This is a genomic window from Corynebacterium curieae, from assembly GCF_027570035.1.
In the GTDB taxonomy this organism is placed as follows: domain Bacteria; phylum Actinomycetota; class Actinomycetes; order Mycobacteriales; family Mycobacteriaceae; genus Corynebacterium; species Corynebacterium curieae.
Genome location: NZ_JAKMUU010000003.1, coordinates 60,690 through 81,140, shown reverse-complemented (window position 1 = coordinate 81,140; position 20,451 = coordinate 60,690). Strand labels below are relative to the sequence as shown.

Below are 20,451 nucleotides of genomic sequence, written 5' to 3'. Positions count from 1 at the left end.
AGAAAGATTGATGAGTAGTTGTCTATACATTGCCCGGTTTAGGGGAGGGTAGGGTGCCCCTATGTGGGGGTGTTTAGCGGGGCTGAAAGGGCGCGGGACTGAAGGCTGTGGAAGTTGTGGACGTGTCACACTATGCGGTGTGCGCTGCATAAATCCGGATGGAAAGCGGTTATAAAATGCTTCACGTGAATGTTACGTGATATAAGTTACGGGCGTGTACGTGACAGAGATCGGCGCAGTTCGCAACTGGAGCGCAGGCGAAAGTTCTGTATAGGGGTGGCGGACAGGGCTAGAAGACGGCAGATTCCACTATCAGCATGAGCGCCGCAGAGATAGCTACGATGATGACAATGCGGTTGAGAAGGTTCCTATCTATAAATTGGTTGAGATGGTTGGCGGCGATGAGTCCAACGATGACCAAGGGCAAATAGGCCGCTGCTGCGCCCATCTGGGTACTGCTGATTTGGCCGCTAAAGGCCAGAATTATAAGAGAAACTAAGGTGCCAAGTACGAATGTGCCCGCTAGGGTGCCGCGGGTGCGGTCCGGATCGAAGCGCTTCATAATGAGCGCCATTGGCGGGCCGCCGATAGAGGTAGAAGTACCGAGAATCCCAGAGGCAACGCCAGCAATGAGCGTATTGAGGGTGGTGGGGCGCGGGCTCCACCCCAAACTGGACAGCGTCATGGCAAAGAGTACGGCGCAACCTATGAAGATGGAAAGGCCATTGGGGGAGAGGCTGGCAATCGCCCACGCGCCTACCAAAGAACCGGGGATGCGGGCGAGGGAAGAGATGCCCACGACGCGCCAAGATGTCTCACGGAAGGTGCGCGAGAGCGTGTAGCTAGAAATGCATAGCGCGAGCAGCAATATGAGCGTGGGTACGAGCTCGGGGCGGATGAGCGCGATGATTGGCGTGGCAATGGTGCCCAGGCCGAAGCCGATGGTGCCTTGCGTAATGGTGCCGGCGAGGATGAGTACGCCGATAAAGATATAGGACCATGCAGCGGCGGAGATTCCCAGAAACATAACTGGGTTTAAGTGTATCTGGGCCCCTGCGTGCAGCCTAAAACGACTAGAGGCGCGCGGTGGCCTTCTCGTTGTTGGCAATCTCCTCTAGGCGTTCGGCCGGACACATGCCAGCGACTACTACAGCGGAGCCGCCAGCGGCTAGAGGTTCGAGTACGGCGCGGGAGAAGGACTGGTTATCAGACCAGCCGGTAGATAGGAGGCGCTCGACAGTAGCGGGGGCATCGACAAGCTGGGGCAGTGGCGTGGTTTCACCAAAGTATTGATCGCCGTAGAAGCGCACAGTGGGGCCGAAGTCGATGGCGCCGGTAGGTAGCTCGCCGCCTGATTCCACTATGCCGCGACCAAACGGGTCCTCGCTGATGAGCACAATATCGGCTTGGGGCTGGCGCTCATGGGCGGCGGTATAGCGGGAAGGGGAGGTAAAGACGACGTCGGCAAGCGCCGGCGACTCACCAAAGCAGTAGGAAGGGCCTGAGGCGAGCGCGCCCAAGGCCACGACGGCCGCCTGCCACGAAGAGGGAAGGTCGATAGCAATGGTGGAATCGGGCTCCAAGTCGAGCTCTTCTTCCAGCATATTGGCGATTTTGGCTACCCAGTTGTCGAGCGTTTGCGCAGAAAAATCCATGCGCGCGCCGGTGGCCTCGTTATATACGGTAAGCCGCGGGGAGGCGGCATCAGCACGTAAAAGATGGGCGAGTAGTTCCATACCCGCCCATCGTAGGGGAGAAATGTTAGTTCACGCAGCGGGGGCCGTCGCCACCAGCGTCGATCTCAGGGGAGACCTTAGCGGTGCCGAAGTCATCGCCCGGGGTGCCTACCGGCTGGTTGGACTTATCTGCCTCCGGTTCCTGGGCGCTGGCTTCCTTATCGGACGGGCCTTGGTAGTCATCGGTAGCGACGACGATGAGGGTGTCATCGTCGAGCTGTGGGTTTTCTGCCACCGGCAGGCCACCCAACTTCTTAGCAAGGGCCTTGGCTTCCTTGCTAGTGGGATCTGCGGCGACAACCTGAGATTCACTGTAGATGCCTGGTTGCGCATTAGCGGAGCGCTCTACCGTGTAGCCCTTGCCCTCTAGCCATGAACCGATGCCGGAGGCCAAGCCATCAATATTGCCGGCATTGAGGATATGAATATTGATATTCGGATCGACGTCCTTATCCTTTTCCGCCTTTTCCTGCTTGTCCTTATCTTGAGCCTGGGACTCGTCAGTTGCTTCATCATGGGTTTTGGCCAGGTCATCCATAAAGCGGTGGACCTCGGAGGAATCGATGGTGACGATGGATTCGCCATAATCGCCCTGGCCATCGATAGAAGTTACCGGGATAGTGGTGAAGGTGACATTGCCGCCTGCTAGGCCAGCAAGTTGGGTGACAAAGCCCATGATGTCCCAGCCATCATCGATGACCACGGAACGCTCCACGGCCTTGGCAATCTTGGAAAGCTTGGAGGGGTTAGCCAAGGTGTCATTGTCCAGAATCTTATTGACCAGGGAAGCCATGAAGGCCTGCTGGCGCACGATGCGGTCCAAGTCGCCGCGCGGGAGGTTATAACGCTGGCGTACGAAGGCCAAGGCCTTGGCGCCATCGAGAGTTTGCTTGCCCTTACTGAATTTAGCTCCGGACATTTCGTCATCGACATCGGCGTTAAGGCAGACGTCGACTCCATTGACGGCGTCAGTAAGCAGGGTAAAGCCCAATAGGCCAACTTCGGCGTAGTGATCGATGGAAACGCCAGTCAACGTGCGCACCATATCCAGCAAACCTTCGCGGCCGGCCTCGACGCCTTGCTTTTCGATGTCCTTATCCGAATGCGGCTTCTTCTTGCCCTGTGCCTCAGCTTCTGCGTTTTCCTGCTCGAGCTCTTCCACCTTGGCATTCTTATGGGAGGCGAAGACGGCGTTCATCTTCATGTTGCCGTACTCCGGATCCTTGACATAGGTATCGCGCGGGATGGACACAGCCGTAGCGCGGGAACCATCCTCGGGGACGCGAATGAGCATCATGGTGTCGGTATTTTCCTCACCATCGGCCACACCGGCGTGTAGATCTGCCAACTCCTTGTCGGAGAGTGGATCGCCCTTGGCGTCGGTGCGCGAATCCTTGCCCACCAGCAAGATGTCTACCGCACCATCGAGCGAATCGCCAGAAAGGCCATTGCCGCCTAAGGAGAGGTCCTTGGCTGAGGACATGCCATTATCCAGCCGGCCCACGGTGGCATAGCCCACGCCAGACACCACCAGGATCAGGGCGGAGATGAACGCCACGATCGTCTTGGTGGCCGTGGAACCTTTTTGCTTTACCGCGCTGGCGGCAGAGGGTGCGGGCTGAATCGTGCGCGCCCGGCGAGTGTTCTCAGAAGTCACAAGTGGAGGCTTTCTAGATTGGTGGGGATCTGGAGACAGTTTAGGGCAGAATGGCGAAAAATTAGTGATCCGTGTCCGATTTCGCGTGTTCGGGCAGTGTCCCTGCCGTGTGCTGGCAGCGGCTGTGACTAAGCTCGGGGCCATTGTGACTACTCCAAATCGATCCCCGTTGGCCGTGATCACCGTGACTTATAGTCCCGGTGAATACCTCGGTAGTTTTTTAAACTCCTTGACGGGCGCCTGCGCCCGCGGCGTACGAGTTGTGCTTGCGGATAATGGCTCTACCGATGGTGTGCCCGAGGCGGCCGCGGGCGAGCGTGTCAACGTGGACTTTGTAGATACCGGCGGCAATATTGGCTACGGTGCCGGAATGAATGCGGGGGCCCGTTTTGCCCGCGAACAGGGCGGCGTGGACGAGGAATTCTTCCTCATTTCTAATCCCGATGTCACCTTTACTCCTGAATCTATTGACCAGCTCATCGAGTGTGCACGCCAGTGGCCCGAAGCCGCGGCCGTAGGCCCTCGCATCGTAGAGCCAGATGGCACCAATTACCCCTCTGCCCGTGCCATACCCACCGTGGCCACTGGCATCGGCCACGCGCTCTTTTCTTCAATCTGGCCTTCTAACCCATGGTCGCGCGCTTACCGCAATGAATCTGATATGACCACACAGCGCCCGGCGGGCTGGTTATCTGGTTCCTGCCTGCTCGTGCGCTGGGATGCCTTCGAAGCCATCGGCGGTTTTGATGAGCGCTATTTCATGTATCTCGAGGACGTGGATTTAGGTGACCGCTTCGCGCGCGCCGGCTACCAAAATATTTTTTGTCCAGAGGCTGTTATTAGCCACGCCAAGGGACATTCCACTCAAGCGCACGCCGGTGCCATGTTGCGCGCCCACCATGCGTCCGCCTACCGCTTTCAGGCGGACCGCCACCCGGCGTGGTGGCAGGCCCCATTGCGAGGCGCGCTGTGGTTGGGCTTGCAGGTGCGTGGGCTTATCGCCTCGGCGTCGGCGCGGTCATAGGCCGCGGCGCGCGTGCCGTTGACCTAGTTTGTGCGCCATACGCTCTACACTGTCCCTCAGAAAATCACAGAATAAAACTGTCTGCATAAAAGGATGACTATGACTGAAGCAGCCACCACCCACGGTGCCAGCACGGATGCAGTGATTCTCGTCGGTGGCCGCGGCACACGCCTGCGCCCACTTACCATTGGCACGCCAAAGCCGATGTTGCCAACGGCGAACTACCCGTTCCTACAGCACCTGCTAGCTCGTATCAAGGCCGCCGGAATCGAGCACGTGGTCATGTCTACCTCCTATAAGGCTGAGGTCTTTGAGGAGTACTTCGGCGACGGCTCCGATTTGGGCCTAGACATCGAGTACGTGGTGGAAGAGACCGCGCTGGGCACTGGTGGCGGCATCCGCAATGTCTATGACAAGCTGCGCAATGACACCGTCATGGTCTTCAACGGCGACGTCCTTTCCGGCATGGATTTGGAAGGCATCCTCACCACGCATCATGACAAGGATGCCGATGTAACGATGCACCTGCTCAACGTGGCCGATCCTCGCGCCTTTGGCTGTGTGCCTACCGATTCCAATGGTCGGGTTACCGCCTTCTTGGAAAAGACCGAAGATCCGCCCACAAACCAGATCAACGCCGGCTGCTACGTTTTCAAGCGCTCGGTCATCGAGTCGATTCCGGCCGATCGCGTCGTCTCCGTCGAGCGCGAGACTTTCCCCGGGCTGCTCGCCGATGGCCGCCTCGTTGTAGGCCACGTAGATAACTCGTACTGGCGTGACATGGGCCGCCCAGATGATTTCACTCGTGGCTCGTCCGATCTAGTGCGCGGCATTGCGCCTTCTCCGCTAATTGAAGGCCAGACCGGCGAGTCCTTGGTGGATCCGTCAGCCGGCATTGCCGGTGGTGTGTTGTTGCTATCCGGTACCGCCGTGGGCCGAGGCTCCGAGGTGGGCGCCGGCTCCCGCCTCGAGGGCACCGTAGTTTTTGATGGCGTACGCATCGAGCCAGGTGCCATTATCCACAATTCGATTATCGCTTCTGGTGCACACATTGGTGCCAACGCGGTCATTGAAAACTGCGTCATCGGCGAGGGTGCTCACGTCGGTGCACGCTGCGAGCTTCTCGACGGCATGCGTGTCTTCCCTGGCGTTTCCATTCCGGATGCAGGAGTCCGTTTTAGTTCCGACGCTTAACTTCCCGCGCAGGAGTAGAGGACCACTCTAAGGCGGGAAGGCTTAGACCGAATTGAGGGAAATGACCTCAATTCGGTCTTTATTTATTGGGAACTGGTGGGCTTGATTTGCTCCTAGCGCCTTGAAAGGCCGCGTGATCCGCCCGTCCCAGGCGGCGGATGGATCCCCTCGGCCGTGGATTGTGCGTGCGACACGCCGGGATTTCCTGAAAATTGTTGACAGAAAAACCGGCCACCACTATATGTAGTACCCCCTACCTACACCCCCGGAGGGGATCAGTTGTTAAAGATGTGACGCATGGGGATCGTGTGCTGCGTTTTTGCCGGAAAGCTCGAAGAAGCCGCCAATTCGGGTTGACGATATTTAGTGATCCGGTGTGAAATTACATCAGTGAAAGAAACGGCGGCCGACGCAGTTGCTTCCACAACATCCCAGTGGGGTCACCCAAGGGGAAGGTGGTGTACAGTCGGTCGCACTGATGAGAATTACCCAACCTCGGAGAAAGGAAAAGGCGTGGACAAAATGGCTAATAACAACGCCATTCTCCGTGGCGGTGCTGCTGCAGAGATGTCGCTCGATGAACTCTTCGGTGCCGTCGAGCAGGAGTGGCAGGATCAAGCGCTCTGTGCGCAGACGGACCCTGAGGCATTCTTCCCTGAGAAGGGAGGCTCTACCCGTGAGGCCAAGCGTATTTGCCAGGCGTGCGCGGTGCGAGACGAATGCTTGGAGTATGCGCTGGAGCACGATGAACGCTTCGGCATTTGGGGCGGACTGTCGGACCGTGAGCGCCGCCGCCTCAAGCGTGAGATTGGATAATTAAAGTGTTCGGAAGGCCCTTGGCTAGCACGTAGCGTGTGGTCGGGGGCCTTTCTGCTGCGTTCCCCCTCGCAAGTGAGCTACCAGTTATATCGCGGATCCACTTCTTCAGGGTCCAAGTTGAGGTAGTTGGCCACCAGTGCGGTGATAACCGTGCCGAGGAGTTCAGCTCTCTCTGCCGAGGTGGTGGCGCGCTGTTCGATAGGCATGCGGAAGATAACCAGGCGGGCGCGCGTAGGGTGGCCGGCCGAGTCTACACCGGCGGGAACTACGCGGCCGAGGGGGACTGGACCATCGGCGATGATCTCATCCGGAAGCACGGTCATATCGGGTGAGAGTCGCATGCGGGGGATGGTGTCTACAGCGAGATCGAGGCCGCGCAGCTGCGGGGCGAAAGCGTTTTGAATGGGGGCGTAGGCCTCGAGGGCAGCCATATCGAAGTGCTCGCGCGCGCTGCGGTAGCGCGGGGTCTGCTGCGGTAGGAGAGGTCCGCGCATGCCGTGGCCGCGGCGGTCGCGAGCGGGGCGGATATGCGGGCGAGCAGTGGTCATAACCCCGATTTTAAGACGATGACGGCTGGGGTTTAGAGGAGCCACGCCGGAGCGAGAACTATCTAAATCTCAACTAAGGGTTTAGACTTGTGTGCTGTGACTGTATCTCGCCATTGCTCCCGCCCAGGCTGCGGCCGTCCCGCCGTGGCGACATTGACCTACGCTTACGCGGACCAGACTGCCGTCGTCGGGCCGCTGGCGGAAGAGGAGAACCCGCACAGCTGGGATCTCTGCGCCACTCACCGCGATCGCATCTCCGCACCGGTGGGATGGGAGTTGGTACGCGTGGACCGCATCGAGCTGGATGAAGAAGACGATCTAATGGCTCTGGCAGAGGCCGTTAAGGAGGACGGTCGCGTGACTACCGGTCTAGTCGATGACCGCAGCGCCGGCTCGGGGACGGATCCGATCGATTATTCGGCCACCTTTGATGGCGCGGATCCCGCGAACTCGAATCATCCTGTCTTTCGCACCCGCCGGGTTGCTTATGCCAAAAAAGCTCGGCGCGCACATTTATCGGTGGTACCCGATAAACCAGCGCCGGAAGAACCAGAACAGGACTGACACGGACCCCATGGTGCGGTAGTTTCCCAGCGGGCGGGAGTACTATTGCGGATTATGCGAACTCGTGAGCATCTTGATGCAGTAATTAAGGCCTATGACGTCCGTGGTGTGGTGGGCGAAGATATCGATGAGAACTTCGTGCGCGATACGGGCGCCGCTTTTGCCGCCATCCTGCGAGAGGAAGGCGAAAATACTGTGGCGGTGGGCCACGATATGCGTCCGTCCTCGCCATCTTTGGCGCGCGCTTTTGCTGAAGGCGTAACCTCACAAGGCCTGAACGTGACCCTGCTGGGGCTAACCTCTACCGACGAGCTTTACTACGCCGCTGGTTCCTTAGAGTGTGCGGGCGCAATGTTTACCGCCTCTCATAACCCAGCCAAGTACAACGGTATTAAGCTCTGCCGCGCTGGTGCGGTACCGGTGGGTCAGGAGACTGGCTTGGAACAGATTAAGCAGATGCTTATCGAAGGAACCCCGGAGTCTACCGGCACCGAAGGTGCGATTGCTGAACAGGAGATTCTCGCTGGCTACGCGGACTTCCTGCGCAAGCTGGTGCCGCTGGAGGATTCCAAGCCGCTGGTTGTAGCCGTTGATGCCGCTAACGGCATGGGTGGCCACACCGTTCCGGCCGTCTTTGATGGCCTGCCTTTCGACGTCCGCGATTTATACTTCGAGCTCGATGGCACCTTCCCGAACCACGAGGCTAACCCGCTGGATCCGAAGAACCTGGTGGACCTGCAGAAGTTCACTCTGGATCAGAAGGCCGATATTGGATTGGCCTTCGACGGCGATGCGGACCGTTGCTTCGTGGTGGATGAAAAGGGACAACCGGTCTCGCCTTCCGCAATCTGTGCTCTGGTGGCAGAGCGCTATCTGGAGAAGTTCCCAGGCGCGACTATCATCCACAACCTGATTACCTCCAAGACCGTGCCGGAGCTCATTAAGGAAAACGGCGGCACCCCGGTGCGTACCCGCGTGGGGCACTCTTTCATTAAGGCACAGATGGCCGAGCATAAGGCTGCCTTCGGTGGCGAGCACTCCGCGCACTACTACTTCCAAGAGTTCTGGAACGCCGATTCCGGCATGCTGGCTGCGATGCACGTTCTTGCCGCACTGGGCCAGTCAGATAAGCCGCTGAGCGAGCTTATGGCGGAGTACTCCCGCTACGAAGCATCTGGCGAAATCAACTCCACCGTGGAGGACCAGAAGGCCGCTACCCAGGCGGTGCTGGATGAGCTGGCCGATAAGATCGAGTCCGTCGATGAGCTAGACGGCGTGACTGTCGAGCTCAAGGACACCGAGGCATGGTTCAACGTGCGCGCTTCCAATACGGAACCGCTGCTGCGCCTCAATGTAGAGGCGAAGACGGCCGACGAAGTTCAAGCCATCGTCGACGAAGTCCTCGCCATCATCCGCCGCTAAACCTCGGCGCGCGAGTGGGATACCATGTCCTCCCACTCCACGAACTTCTTGCGTTCGCGGCCCTCGCGCTCGCCTAGTGCGCGCTCGGCCGCGTCCAAGCGCTGCCAGTCCTTCCACGTCAGGTAGTCGATGCCGCGCTCGGCGAAGACCTCGGTGATATCTGCGGTGCTGGAGGGGGAGGGGAGGGCGCCAGAGGCGGCGTCGTCAAGCAGCATGCCAATCGTCTCCGTGGCATCGGACTTGGTATTGCCAATGAGCCCCACCGGTCCGCGCTTAATCCATCCAGTGGTGTAAAGGCCAGGCACCACTTCACCGGACTCATCAATGACATGGCCACCGTCATTATTGATGACGTTCTTCTCTTGGTTAAAGGGCACGCCATCGACCGCATCGGAGCGGTAGCCGGTGGCGAAGTAAACCGCTTGTACCGGCCATTCGGTGAATTTGCCGGTGCCGTGCACGCTGCCGTCGCCGTTGAGCGCGGTTCGCTCGGTCTTGATGCCGGTAACCTGGCCGTTCTCGCCCAGAATCTCTACCGGCTGCTCAAAAAGGTGAATCTGCAGGGTATGCGGCGCCTTTTTGGGATCGCGGATGGCGTATTGTTCAAGGACTTGGCATACCAAGTCGGTGGACTTGCTTTCCTGACGCGCGGCGAGCGAAGCCTCGTCATAGTCAATGTCTTCCGGCGAGACCACAACATTGATGGACTCGGAATGATCAAGTTCCTTGAGCTCCTGCGGGGTGAATTTGGCCTGCGCCGGGCCGCGGCGGCCGAAGACACGCACGGTCTCGGCCTGGTTCTTGGCCAAGGACTCATAGACGTTATCGGGGATTTCGGTCACCTTGAGCTCATCGCCGGTTTTGGCCAAGATGCGGGAGACGTCAAGGCCCACATTGCCTACGCCGATGACTGCCACCTCCTTTGCTGAAAGATCCCAGTGGCGCTCGAAGCGCGGGTTGCCATCGTAGAAGCCTACGAATTCTCCGGCACCGTGCACGCCATTCAAGTCTGCACCGGGAAGCTCGCGATGACGGTCGCCAACCGCCCCAGTAGCAAAGACCACGGCATCGTAGTGCTGCTGCAGCTCGTCGACGGTGATATCGCGCCCAATGTGTACGTTGGTCAACAGGCGAATCTGCTCTGTATCGAGCACACGGTGGAGGGACTTGATGATTCCCTTAATGCGCGGATGGTCCGGTGCTACGCCGTAACGGATGAGGCCGAAGGGCGCGGGCATCTGCTCTATGAGGTCGATCTGTACCTCGCCGCCGGTCTTCTTCACCAAGATATCGGAGGCGTAGATGCCCGCTGGTCCGGCGCCAATGACGGCTACTTTCAAGGGCTGATTCATTCTGTGAGGGTGCCTTTCTTTTTCCCGCGGGTCTAGACCGCTGGGTTCATTTCTTATGGATAATCTTTCTGGCAATTGAACCGTTTAGTCTAGTGTGCGGCAAGGTCTTGAATTAGATTCTAAAGCCATCCTGCCTTCATGCCAGCTCAGGGCGATTTTTCACTTGAAAATAAAAAAGACCGCTTTGTCTGCTTAGTTTAGACGGGTAGGTTGTCTTTCAATACTTTGGAAAGGCAGGTTGAGATCTACACCATGACCACCGCGACTAATACCAAGCGCAAGCCCCGCGCCAAAAAGCCCGAAGGCCAATGGAAGATTGACGGCACCGAGCCCCTCAATAATGACGAGGTAATCAAGCAAGAAGATGGCGGGCTCTCTGCCAAGCAGCGAGTCATCGATATCTATTCCAAGCAGGGATTTTCTTCGATCCCTGCGGATGACTTAGCCCCGCGCTTTAAATGGCTGGGCCTGTATACCCAGCGCAACCAGAACTTGGGTGGCGAGATGACCGCCAAGCTTTCGAACGCCGAGCTGCAGGATGAGTACTTCATGATGCGCGTGCGCTTCGACGGCGGCCGCGCCGATCCTGCCAAGCTTCGCGCCGTGGGTGAAATCTCGCGCGATTATGCCCGCTCCACCGCGGACTTTACTGACCGTCAAAATATCCAGCTGCACTGGATTCAAATCGAGGATGTGCCTACCATTTGGGACAAGCTCGAGTCGGTAGGTTTGAGCACGCTGATGGGCTGCGGCGATGTGCCGCGCGTCATCTTGGGTTCACCGGTCGCAGGTGTAGCTGAGGATGAGATTATCGATGCCACCCCAGCCATCGAAGAGATCAAAAATAACTACCTGCCGCGGGAGGAATTCCATAACCTACCGCGCAAATTTAAGACCGCCATTTCCGGCAACGCTCGCCAGGACGTTACCCACGAGATTCAAGACGTTGCCTTTGTGGGCGTAAATCACCCTGAGCACGGGCCGGGTTTCGACTGTTTTGTCGGCGGCGGCCTTTCTACTAACCCGATGCTCTCGCAATCCCTCGGCGCTTGGGTCCCGTTGGAACGCGTACCCGAGGTGTGGGCCGGGGTGGTCGGTATCTTCCGTGACTACGGTTTCCGCCGCAACCGCAACCGAGCACGCCTAAAGTTCCTCGTTGCCAAGTGGGGCATCGAAAAATTCCGCCAGGTTCTGGAAGAAGAATACCTGGATGAGCCGCTATTGGACGGTATCCCGCTCGAGGTTGAACCCGGCTCCCGCGATCACCTGGGTGTGCACCGCCAGAAGGACGGCAAGTTCTACGTCGGTGTAAAGCCCACCGTGGGCCATGCCACCGGTGAGCAGCTCATAGCCATCGCAGATGTGGCCGAGAAGTTCGGTATTAGCCGCATCCGCACCACCCCGATGAAGGAGCTACTCTTCCTCGACGTCGAAGAAGAGGACATCCCGGCGCTTTCGCGTGCGCTTGATGAAACCGGTCTGTACTCCCAACCATCGGAGTTCCGCCGAGGCGTCATTTCCTGCACCGGGCTGGAATTCTGCAAGCTCGCGCACGTGACCACCAAGGCCCGCGCCATTGAGCTGGTGGACATTCTGGAGGACACCTTGGGCGATCTGGACGTGCCGATTTCCATCGCGCTCAACGGCTGCCCCAATGCCTGCGCGCGTTCGCAGGTATCGGACATCGGCCTGAAGGGCCAGATCGTCACCGATTCCGAGGGCAACCGCGTCGAAGGCTTCCAGGTTCACCTGGGCGGCGCGCTTGGCCTCTCCCCGGACTGGGGCCGCAAGCTGCGCGGCCATAAGGTCGTGGCCGATGAGGTGCCCGATTACGTCATTCGGCTAGTCAACAAATACAAGGAGCAGCGCGAGGAAGGCGAGCAATTCCGCCACTGGGTCTTGCGTGCTAAGGAGGAGGACTTGCAGTGAATTTTCGCCGCCAGCCGAACCCGAACCGCAACCATCCCAGCTTCTGCCCTTACTGTGCTGGCACCGACCTCTTCCCAGACGAGGAAGATGACTTTGCCTGGAAGTGCCAGGAATGCCTGCGGATTTTCTCCGTGCGATTCCACGGCCAAGACGATGCCCCGGTAGCCCCTGCACCGGCCGTGTCCTCTAACGAGGCGCTGAAGCGCTCGCTTGCCCGCCGCGGCCATAGTACGGCCTCTAAGGCTTAAGGCTGTCCGATGACTGCGCTTATTACCCTGTCCCACGGCTCGCGCAAACCGGGTGCTGCGGCCGGCATTGAGCGACTTACCCAGGCCACCGGCGTGCGGCCCGCCCGTGCAGCGCACCTGGAATTCAACGAGCCTGATCTCACCACGGCCGCGCTCGAGTTCGCCCAGCTAGGGGAGACCGACGCCATTGTGGTTCCCCTTCTTTTTACCCAGGGCTACCACCAGCGCGTGGACGTCCCACGCGCGCTTGCCGACGCCTCCCAAGCCTCCCACCTTTCCCTTCATCTCACCGCAGGACTTGGCACCGGCGAGGATATCGCTCGCGTGCTCGCCTCCCGTACCCTGCCGGGCGATTCCCACGTAGTCATCTACTCCGTAGGTTCCTCTGATACCGCGGCCAACGATGCCATTCGAGAACTCGCCCACCGCACCTTCGCGCTCACCGGCGTGCCCACCACAGTGGAATTCGCTACCCGCGGTGGCCGCGAAGGGATTGTGTCCTTATGCCGCGAATATCCGGATCCTGCACGTGTTCGGGTAATCCCGCTCTTCGTGGCCGAGGGCCTGCTCCTGGATCGCTTGGCGGGCGTTCCCGCCACCGTCGACCGCCCGCTAGGAACTGACCTAGCTGGCCTCGTCGTTGACCGTTTCCGCCAGGCGCGCAATGCCGCGCAGGAGGTATTCGTGCCATGCTAACCCTGATCCTCATCGCGCTGGCAGGTGCGGCGGCCAACCTTGTGGACGGCGGCATTGGCATGGGTTTCGGCGTTACCTCTACCACTATGTTGCTGCTAGCAGGCCTTGGGCCCGCCCAAGCCTCGGCCGTCGTACACACCGCCGAGCTTGGCACCACTGCTATCTCCGGATTAAGCCACGCGCGCTTTGGCAATGTGGACTGGAAGACCGTCATCCGCCTCGGTGTGCCCGGTGGCATCGCCGCCTTCTTGGGCGCCACACTGCTTTCCACTATCTCCACCGCCGCAGCCGCTCCCGTAACCGCCCTTATCTTGGTAGGCATCGGTGCCAACCTTATCTGGCGCTTCTCCCAGCCGCGCCGCCGCGGCTCGGCGTATAAGCGCACGCACTCCACACCATTTCTCGCTTGCCTTGGCTTGGTGGGCGGATTTATCGATTCCACTGGTGGCGGTGGTTGGGGACCTGTCTCGACCTCCACCCTCATGGCGATAGGCCGCGAGCAACCACGCCGCATCGTAGGTACGGTCAATGCCGCCGAGTTCCTTGTAACCTTCGGCGCCACCGCGGGCTTCATCGTCGGGCTCTGGCACGAAATCGTCGCCAACCTCGCCGCAGTCATCGCGCTGCTCATCGGCGGGGCCATTACCGCGCCTATTGCGGCGTGGCTCATCTCCCGCATCAACCCAGTCCTGCTCGGCGGACTGGTGGGCACGGCCATCGTGGGGCTGAATATCAGCAAGGTCATTGGCGGCGCCGAAACGTACTTCGGCTGGTCAGTGCCGCCAGTAGTCACCTCGGTAGCCATCGCCGCCGTGGTCGCGGCTGGACTGGCTGCCACTATTCGAGGCGCGCTGCGCACTAGGCGCGCGCGTGCAGCGGAATTGGAAGCCGAAAACGCCGAGGAAGCAGCCCACGCCGATTTCCATGCACCGGATTTCCCAGATCGCGTCGCCGCTGCTCACCGCGTCCACGGTTCACGCAGCGCCAATGGATCGCGCAGGACTGGCGTGACCATTGTCCAGGATAAGGCGCCCGACAGCTCCGCCGCGGACCTAGCGTAGCGCTCTTAATGCAACTAATGGCCACGCTATGGGCCGAAAGTCGGCTGCGGTGGGGGTAGAACGCGGCCAGAAGTTGGCTCGCGGGACTGAGAATTCCCCGCTAGAGCCCTGCCACTTCACCGATGACGTAGACGGCCGGTGAGCTGATTTCCTGCTCGGTCATCGTTCGCGCCAGTGTATCCAGCGTGCAGCGGTAGGCGCGCTCGGTTGAAAGTGTGCCCTCTTGGATGATGGCGCAGGGGGTGGAAGGGGAGAGGGAGGCGTCGATAAGCGCGCTGGCTATGGCCGGAGCATTTTTCACTCCCATGATTACCGCTAGCGTGGCGCCCGAGCGGGCGAGCGCTTCCCAGTCCACCAGAGACTTTTCGTGGCCAGGCGGCAGGTGGCCGGAAACTACCGTGAATCCGTGGACAACGCCGCGTTGGGTTACCGGAACGCGAACGGCCGCGGGAACGGAAATAGCCGAGGTCACTCCCGGAATAACGGTGGTGGGAATCGACGCCTCTGCCAGTGCTTGGACTTCTTCAAAGCCGCGGCCAAAGACGAAGGGGTCGCCCCCCTTAAGGCGGGCTACCTTGCGGCCGGCGCGGGCATGTTTGATGAGAAGCGCATTGATCTTTTCCTGCGAGATTGACTTCTTATAGGGGAGTTTAGAGACGTCAATAAGCTCTTTGGAAGAAATATCACACAGCTTATCGAGCTGCGCCGTAGGCCCTAGGTGATCGGCGAGAATTACCTCTGCATCCTGCAGTGCGCGCATGCCGCGCACGGTAATGAGGTCCCATGCGCCGGGGCCGCCGCCAATGAGAGTGACGGGATGAATCTGTGAGGGAGTCATAGCCCTCCATCTTAGTGGGCGCCCGACTATGCTTGGACCACATGGATACCGGTAATTATGATGCCGAAACCGTGCGCTTTTTTGATGTTGCGCACGAAGGCGCTCAAATCCGCCTGCTGGCTGGAGAAGTAGAGCGCTGGGGAGAGGCACTCCGGGGGCTAAGCCCGCGCTCGCTGGTCATAATCCCCACCGATGCGATTGCCCGCCAGGCCGCACATCTCGGTGTGGGCCTAGCCGAACCCCTGCGCATCCCGCTTGTGGTCACCGAATCGCTCCCACGGTATGTGGGGGCCTTGGACGTAGTCGTCGTAGTAGGCGAGACCGGCGAATGTGATTGGGCCTCCCGAGCCCTAATCTCCGCCAGCCAGCGTGGTGCTACCACCGTGCTCATCGGCCCAGCCCGTGGCCCTCTTGTTGAGGACTGCCCGGACGATACGCTCGTCGCTCCTTGTCTTCCAACGGCCGAAGGCAGCTCGCCTGCGCGCAGCATCGCCGCGCTGCATGCACTGTGCTGTCTCTTATACCAAGATCCAGCTGCGGTAAAAGAGACCCTAGAAGAGCTTGCTGCGGCAGTAGACCGCGAGCTCGCGCAGCTTTCCCCTGAGCGCGACGCCACCACCAATCTAGGCCGCCAACTGCGCGAATTTATTGACGGCGCCCGTATCATCCATTCCTGCGTGCTCGATCCGTATTCCTATTCTGAGCGCCGCGAGCACGTGCAGCTCGATGCCCTCGTTGCCCGCATGGCCGCGACCATCTGGGCCGTTCACGGTCTGCCCAGCGCCTATGTGGATCCGGCGGAATTGCGCCGCGCGCTCGACCGTGATTCTGATAGCGGCGCGGCTGGCGATCTCTTCTATGACCCGTTCATTGATGGCGATGGTGCTGCGGGCGCTTTGGTACCCTTGAAGGTGGTTTTCTGGGGGCAGGAAGAGGCGAACCTGCCCAACTCGCTTGCAGTCCGCAGCATCGACCCGGAACCGGGCCTAGGGCATCTCGCCCGCTCACTGCAGCTCATCACGCGGAGCTATGCCGCGACCGCCTACGAGATTTCTTAAGGATAAAGACCACATGCAGCTGTTGCATAGCGCCACCCGCAACTATTCCTGGGGCTCGCGTACCCTCATCCCGCACCTGCAGGGCCAGCCAGATGCAAATAAGCCCATAGCCGAGCTTTGGTTCGGAGCCCACCCCGGCGACCCATCCACGGTGGATGGCCGCTTGCTTAATGAGGTGATTGCGGAGGATCCGGCGGGACAGCTAGGCAGCCGCGTTTCTGCCGAGTACGGCGAGCGCCTGCCCTTCCTCCTCAAGGTTCTTGCGGCCGAGGAACCGCTTTCCTTGCAAGCCCACCCGTCTAAGGCTCAAGCCGAAGAGGGGTTTGCCCGCGAAAACGCTGCCGGCATTGAGCTCACTGCGTCCAACCGTAACTACAAGGACGACAACCACAAGCCCGAGTTAATCGTCGCACTTACGGATTTCTACGCCATGGCCGGCTTCCGCCCCTTGGCGCAGACCCGCGAGCTTTTTGCCGCCCTAGGCTGCCCCGAGCTGGACCACTACGTCGCCATGCTTGACGACGACCCCTCGGCCGCCACCGAGTCCGCCAACCTCCGCGTCCTTTTCACCACGTGGATTACCATCCCATCTGCCAAGCGCAAGGAGCTTATCGGCGCCATCGTCGCCGCCGGCGAACGCCTCATCGCCGCAGACGCGGATGACTGGAAGTCCCGCGTGATGTCTACCGTGCTGGATCTCAACCAGCGCTACCCAGGCGATATTGGTGTCCTTGGCGCACTGTTGCTCAACCACATAGAACTGTCCCCCGGCGAGGCCGTCTACCTAGACGCCGGACAGCTGCACGCTTATGTTTCCGGCCTCGGCGTGGAGATCATGGCTAACTCCGATAACGTGTTGCGTGGTGGCCTTACCCCCAAGTTCGTTGACGTACCAGAGCTGGTCAAGGTCTTGACCTACGCCGCCGCCGAGGAGCCGCGCGTGCAGCAGCAGGATAAGTCCGCCCAGGACAATGTGCACGAAGCCGCAGCATGGTCTTACCCCGTTCCGATCGATGAGTTCTTGTTGGACCGCGTCGAGCTCACCGGATCTTCTTCCGTGGATCTTGACTACGACGGTCCGACCATCGCCTTGTGTACAGCAGGTTCCGTTACCTTCACCGATGCCGCGGGCGAGACCGTGACTGCCACCCCAGGCCAAGCCGTTTGGCTGCCTGCCTCCGAGGGCTTGGTTACTGCCGCGGCAGAATCCGACTCCGCCGACCTCTTCGTCGCCCGCGCCTAGGCCGCACTCGGCCCGCGCAAGCACGCTTCGCTGCCCTGAGGATTCAGCGAAGCGTGCTTTTGGGCTTCATTACGGCCGCGTTGTGGCCTCCTCCGCCCATTTCTAGGCGCACATTGTGGCTGCTTCGTTGCTTTTGCGTTCCAGGGCATACAAACAAGCACGTTTTCCGATTTTTGCCTTCAGAATCGGGGAAACGTGCTTGTTATGTTTGAGCCGGCTTAGGGTTAGCGTGTAGGAGCTGCTCTGCTTGGGGCCTGCTGGGCCGTGGCCGGTGCCTGCTTGGTGGGCACCAGGTCGGTCGGCTCTTGGTTCTGCTCGGCGGAATGCTGCTCCGCAGCGGCATGGCCGGTGAGCTTTTCTTCCTGCGCCTTTTCGGCCTCGTGTTGTTCAGTGCCAGCTTGTTCCTCGGCCGGGATGGGCTGTCGCTGGTCTGTGTTCTTACCCGCATTATCTTGTTCCGCTGGCTTTTCAGGGGAAGGTTGCGGGGTAGACGGGGCAGTGGTGGTCTGTGGAGTGGTGCCGCCATTGCCACTGTTGCCGCCCTGGTTGCCCTGTGGGGAACCGGTAGCCTGCGAGCCATTCTGATTGCTCGGGTAATCAGGCGTCAGGCGCTGATCGCCTTGGCCGGTACCTTGGCCACTCTGGGTGTTGTTATTGCCCTGCGAGGCGGTGCCTTGCGGGTAGATATTTTCAGGACGGTAGACCTTAGTGGGCTGAGTAGCTGCCTGTGGACGCATTACCGCATTAGGGGCGAGGTACGGATCATCGTTGTGAGGCTGGTGGTGCTTCGAATTTCCAGATGAAGCAGTGGAGCTGGTCGGATGCGTGGAAGGCTTCTCCGAGGAGGGAGTGTCCTTGGAGGATGTGGTTGTATCTTCAGCTGCGGTGTGGGTTGGGGAGACGGAGGTGGTCGCGGACTGATCCGCGGCGTTGGAATAGTTGGTGCTCGGCGAGCTCATGCGCCAGACAGCGAATCCGACGACGGCTGCGGTAATCAGTCCGGCCACAATGAACACGTATACACGGCGTGAATCTGGCTTCATCGTGGCTGTCCTTTCTGCGAAGCAGGCCATGGCAGGCCCTAGGCGGGAGGGGTGGTGTAGCGCCCCTGTAACAAGTTGGTAACGAGACTATCATGTTTGGGAAACACTGCGACGGCAGCGAGATTCTGTGATAGGTAAACAAAAAGGCAGTTCGCGGCCGTAAAGAGCAGTGCAAACCTTTTCGTTGCTGGCTTTCCGCGAACGGGAAAGCGTGTATAAATGGCGCTGAAAGGATCGAAGGAGTCAAAAAGTGAGTACTTGGGACGAAGATATTTTCACCACGGATATCAACGTGGATTTCTTGGAAGAGATGGCAAACCTCGACGAAGAAGGGGTAATTCGCGCAGTCGAGGACGCGTGCGAGGTGGCCCACAGCAAGCCAGAGCTCAGTGAGGAAGAGGAACAGAACGCGCAGGCGGCGGCGACCATCGCTGCTATTTGGGCTGGTGCACCATTCAGTGCGGGCGACGTTGTCGAGGATTACCCCTATATTAGGGAACTGGTGGGTTCTGGCAGCGAAACTTTGACGGAAAACGCGCTCGAAGTGCTGGAAAATGTTGAAGAAGAATATGACCTCGAGGCATTTATTGAAGCCCTGTCTTAAGTCACTTCCGTAGCCTGCACGAGCGGCCATGGTGACAAAAGTAAAAGAAGGGAAGATACCCTACACCTATGCTCATAAGCATTGAAGGCATCGATGGTGCCGGCAAGAACACATTGGTCTCCAAAATTAAAGAGGCCATGGATCAGCCCGTGGAGGTTATCGCATTCCCACGTTACGGGGAATCGATCCACGCGCAGCTGGCTCAGAAGGCGCTGTACGGGAAAATGGGGGACCTGACGGATTCGGCCTATGCGATGGCGACGCTATTCGCGTTGGACCGCTTAGGCGCCAAGGATAGGCTCCAACAAGCCAAGCGGGCAGACGCGGTGGTGCTGCTGGATCGCTATATTGCCTCCAATGCGGCGTATTCGGCGGCGCGACTTGAAGATGATGCGGTCATGGACTGGGTCTATGAACTGGAGTTTGAAACCTTGGGTCTGCCGCAAGCGGACCTGCAGGTGTATTTGGATACGGCAGTAGGGGTGGCGTCGGAAAGAGCAAAGGCGAGAGCCCACGCCGATGCCAGCCGGGAGCGCGACCGATATGAGCGCGACGGCGGACTACAGGAGCGCACTGCTGCGGCATACCGGCGGTTGGCGGAACGGAACTGGGGTGGACGCTGGATCGCCACCGCCGATGCGGATACTATTATTTCAGCGATAAAAGACCTTGTAGGAGAATAAAACGTGGCGCCCAAGATTTTGGTAGTCGATGACGATCCGGCTATCTCTGAGATGCTGACCATCGTCCTCGAGTCCGAGGGGCTCAAGCCCATCCCGGTCATGGATGGCAACGATGCTGTACCCGCTTTTGAAGAACACGAGCCCGACCTCATCCTGCTTGACCTGATGCTTCCGGGCATGAATGGGGTGGATATTTGCCGTGCCATCCGCCGCGAGTCCTCCGTGCCTATTGTGATGCTCACCGCTAAGACGGATACCGTCGACGTGGTTCTCGGCCTAGAATCCGGCGCGGACGACTACATAACCAAACCTTTTAAGCCCAAAGAGCTTATCGCGCGCATCCGTGCACGCCTGCGCCGCTCCGATTCTTCGGAATCGGAGATTTTAGAGGTAGCGGATCTCATTATTGACGTGCCGGAGCACACCGTGCACCGCACTGATGGTACCGAGTTAAACTTGACGCCGTTGGAATTTGACCTACTGCTGGAAATGGCGCGCCGTCCTGGACAGGTGCATACGCGCGAGTCCCTGCTGGAATCCGTGTGGGGCTACCGCAATGCCTCTGATACCCGCCTGGTTAACGTGCACGTGCAGCGCCTGCGCGCCAAAATCGAGCACGATCCAGAAGACCCGCAGATTGTGTTGACCGTGCGCGGCGTGGGATATAAGACCGGCAAAGCCGGTGCCGGGGAGTAAACGACCATCGGCATCATTGAGCGGTTAAGGCGCATT

At 59.5% G+C, this 20,451-nt stretch carries 21 protein-coding genes; 14 read left to right on the top strand and 7 right to left on the bottom strand.

Annotated elements, in window-relative coordinates; all coding sequences use genetic code 11:
- Positions 1–289: 289 nt before the first annotated feature.
- The 3 genes from L8V01_RS06335 to L8V01_RS06325 are packed head-to-tail and all read right to left on the bottom strand — an operon-like array spanning position 290 to position 3,393.
- Positions 290–1,027 carry a sulfite exporter TauE/SafE family protein gene (locus L8V01_RS06335; RefSeq protein ID WP_269946284.1) on the bottom strand — a complete coding sequence of 246 codons (738 nt, stop codon included), beginning with the start codon at positions 1,025–1,027 and terminating at the stop codon, positions 290–292.
- Positions 1,028–1,073: 46 nt separating this feature from the next.
- Positions 1,074–1,736 carry a TIGR03089 family protein gene (locus L8V01_RS06330; protein WP_269946283.1) on the bottom strand — a complete coding sequence of 221 codons (663 nt, stop codon included), beginning with the start codon at positions 1,734–1,736 and terminating at the stop codon, positions 1,074–1,076.
- Positions 1,737–1,761: 25 nt separating this feature from the next.
- Complete coding sequence (locus tag L8V01_RS06325) at positions 1,762–3,393, bottom strand: LCP family protein (protein ID WP_269946282.1); 1,632 nt, start codon at positions 3,391–3,393, stop codon at positions 1,762–1,764.
- 124 nt (positions 3,394–3,517) lie between these two features.
- Here L8V01_RS06325 and L8V01_RS06320 point away from each other — a divergent pair, with 124 nt between their 5' ends.
- From L8V01_RS06320 to L8V01_RS06310, 3 genes are all read left to right on the top strand, one after another.
- The gene (locus tag L8V01_RS06320; RefSeq protein ID WP_269946281.1) at positions 3,518–4,417 is read left to right on the top strand and encodes a glycosyltransferase family 2 protein; all 900 of its coding nucleotides are present in this window, start codon (positions 3,518–3,520) and stop codon (positions 4,415–4,417) included.
- Between the two features lie 99 nt (positions 4,418–4,516).
- Positions 4,517–5,611 (top strand): mannose-1-phosphate guanylyltransferase, encoded by a 1,095-nt coding sequence (gene manB, locus L8V01_RS06315; RefSeq protein ID WP_269946280.1) that lies wholly within the window; start codon positions 4,517–4,519, stop codon positions 5,609–5,611.
- Between the two features lie 567 nt (positions 5,612–6,178).
- Positions 6,179–6,427, top strand: a complete 249-nt coding sequence (locus tag L8V01_RS06310) for a WhiB family transcriptional regulator (RefSeq protein WP_005528147.1) — start codon at positions 6,179–6,181, stop codon at positions 6,425–6,427.
- A gap of 80 nt (positions 6,428–6,507) precedes the next feature.
- Here the strand turns inward: L8V01_RS06310 and L8V01_RS06305 are convergent, their stop codons facing one another.
- Complete coding sequence (locus L8V01_RS06305; RefSeq protein ID WP_269946279.1) at positions 6,508–6,978, bottom strand: metallopeptidase family protein; 471 nt, start codon at positions 6,976–6,978, stop codon at positions 6,508–6,510.
- A 96-nt stretch (positions 6,979–7,074) separates the two neighbouring features.
- Between L8V01_RS06305 and L8V01_RS06300 the strand changes: the two genes are divergently transcribed.
- Together L8V01_RS06300 and L8V01_RS06295 are read left to right on the top strand one after the other, a co-directional pair.
- Entirely contained in the window at positions 7,075–7,542 is a 468-nt protein-coding gene (locus tag L8V01_RS06300; protein ID WP_269946278.1) for a DUF3499 domain-containing protein, read from the top strand.
- 54 nt (positions 7,543–7,596) lie between these two features.
- Positions 7,597–8,964: a phosphomannomutase/phosphoglucomutase gene (locus L8V01_RS06295; RefSeq protein ID WP_269946277.1), complete on the top strand. Its 1,368-nt coding sequence runs from the start codon at positions 7,597–7,599 to the stop codon at positions 8,962–8,964.
- On the opposite strand, the gene L8V01_RS06290 is transcribed toward L8V01_RS06295, so the two are convergent.
- A complete protein-coding gene (locus L8V01_RS06290; protein ID WP_269946276.1) occupies positions 8,961–10,316 on the bottom strand; it encodes an FAD-dependent oxidoreductase in 1,356 nt (451 codons plus the stop codon). The two genes, L8V01_RS06295 and L8V01_RS06290, sit on opposite strands and share 4 nt — an antisense overlap.
- A gap of 252 nt (positions 10,317–10,568) precedes the next feature.
- On the opposite strand from L8V01_RS06290, the gene L8V01_RS06285 reads away from it, so the two are divergent.
- From L8V01_RS06285 to L8V01_RS06270, 4 genes are read left to right on the top strand one after another with little or no spacing between them, the layout of a single operon-like run.
- Entirely contained in the window at positions 10,569–12,245 is a 1,677-nt protein-coding gene (locus L8V01_RS06285; RefSeq protein WP_269946275.1) for a nitrite/sulfite reductase, read from the top strand.
- Positions 12,242–12,493: a hypothetical protein gene (locus L8V01_RS06280; protein ID WP_269946274.1), complete on the top strand. Its 252-nt coding sequence runs from the start codon at positions 12,242–12,244 to the stop codon at positions 12,491–12,493. The genes L8V01_RS06285 and L8V01_RS06280 overlap by 4 nt, the downstream gene beginning before the upstream one ends.
- Positions 12,494–12,502: 9 nt before the next feature.
- Positions 12,503–13,189, top strand: a complete 687-nt coding sequence (locus L8V01_RS06275; protein ID WP_269946273.1) for a sirohydrochlorin chelatase — start codon at positions 12,503–12,505, stop codon at positions 13,187–13,189.
- Positions 13,183–14,250, top strand: a complete 1,068-nt coding sequence (locus tag L8V01_RS06270; protein WP_269946272.1) for a sulfite exporter TauE/SafE family protein — start codon at positions 13,183–13,185, stop codon at positions 14,248–14,250. The genes L8V01_RS06275 and L8V01_RS06270 overlap by 7 nt, the downstream gene beginning before the upstream one ends.
- Before the next feature lie 100 nt (positions 14,251–14,350).
- Here L8V01_RS06270 and cobA read toward each other — a convergent pair whose 3' ends face one another.
- Complete coding sequence (cobA, locus tag L8V01_RS06265) at positions 14,351–15,088, bottom strand: uroporphyrinogen-III C-methyltransferase (protein ID WP_269946271.1); 738 nt, start codon at positions 15,086–15,088, stop codon at positions 14,351–14,353.
- 41 nt (positions 15,089–15,129) lie between these two features.
- Here cobA and L8V01_RS06260 point away from each other — a divergent pair, with 41 nt between their 5' ends.
- Positions 15,130–16,146 (top strand): MurR/RpiR family transcriptional regulator, encoded by a 1,017-nt coding sequence (locus L8V01_RS06260; protein ID WP_269946270.1) that lies wholly within the window; start codon positions 15,130–15,132, stop codon positions 16,144–16,146.
- Between the two features lie 13 nt (positions 16,147–16,159).
- Positions 16,160–17,389: a mannose-6-phosphate isomerase, class I gene (gene manA / locus L8V01_RS06255; RefSeq protein ID WP_269946269.1), complete on the top strand. Its 1,230-nt coding sequence runs from the start codon at positions 16,160–16,162 to the stop codon at positions 17,387–17,389.
- Positions 17,390–17,613: 224 nt separating this feature from the next.
- On the opposite strand, the gene L8V01_RS06250 is transcribed toward manA, so the two are convergent.
- On the bottom strand, positions 17,614–18,432 hold the full coding sequence (locus L8V01_RS06250; protein ID WP_269946268.1) for a hypothetical protein: 819 nt from the start codon (positions 18,430–18,432) through the stop codon (positions 17,614–17,616).
- A 250-nt stretch (positions 18,433–18,682) separates the two neighbouring features.
- Between L8V01_RS06250 and L8V01_RS06245 the strand changes: the two genes are divergently transcribed.
- The 3 genes from L8V01_RS06245 to mtrA all read left to right on the top strand — a co-directional run bounded on the left by L8V01_RS06245 (position 18,683) and on the right by mtrA (position 20,415).
- Positions 18,683–19,036, top strand: coding sequence for a DUF4259 domain-containing protein (locus L8V01_RS06245; RefSeq protein WP_269946267.1), 354 nt, complete (start codon positions 18,683–18,685; stop codon positions 19,034–19,036).
- Between the two features lie 68 nt (positions 19,037–19,104).
- Positions 19,105–19,719 carry a dTMP kinase gene (locus tag L8V01_RS06240; protein WP_269946266.1) on the top strand — a complete coding sequence of 205 codons (615 nt, stop codon included), beginning with the start codon at positions 19,105–19,107 and terminating at the stop codon, positions 19,717–19,719.
- A gap of 3 nt (positions 19,720–19,722) precedes the next feature.
- Positions 19,723–20,415, top strand: a complete 693-nt coding sequence (gene mtrA / locus L8V01_RS06235) for an MtrAB system response regulator MtrA (protein ID WP_259885260.1) — start codon at positions 19,723–19,725, stop codon at positions 20,413–20,415.
- Positions 20,416–20,451 lie beyond the last annotated feature (36 nt).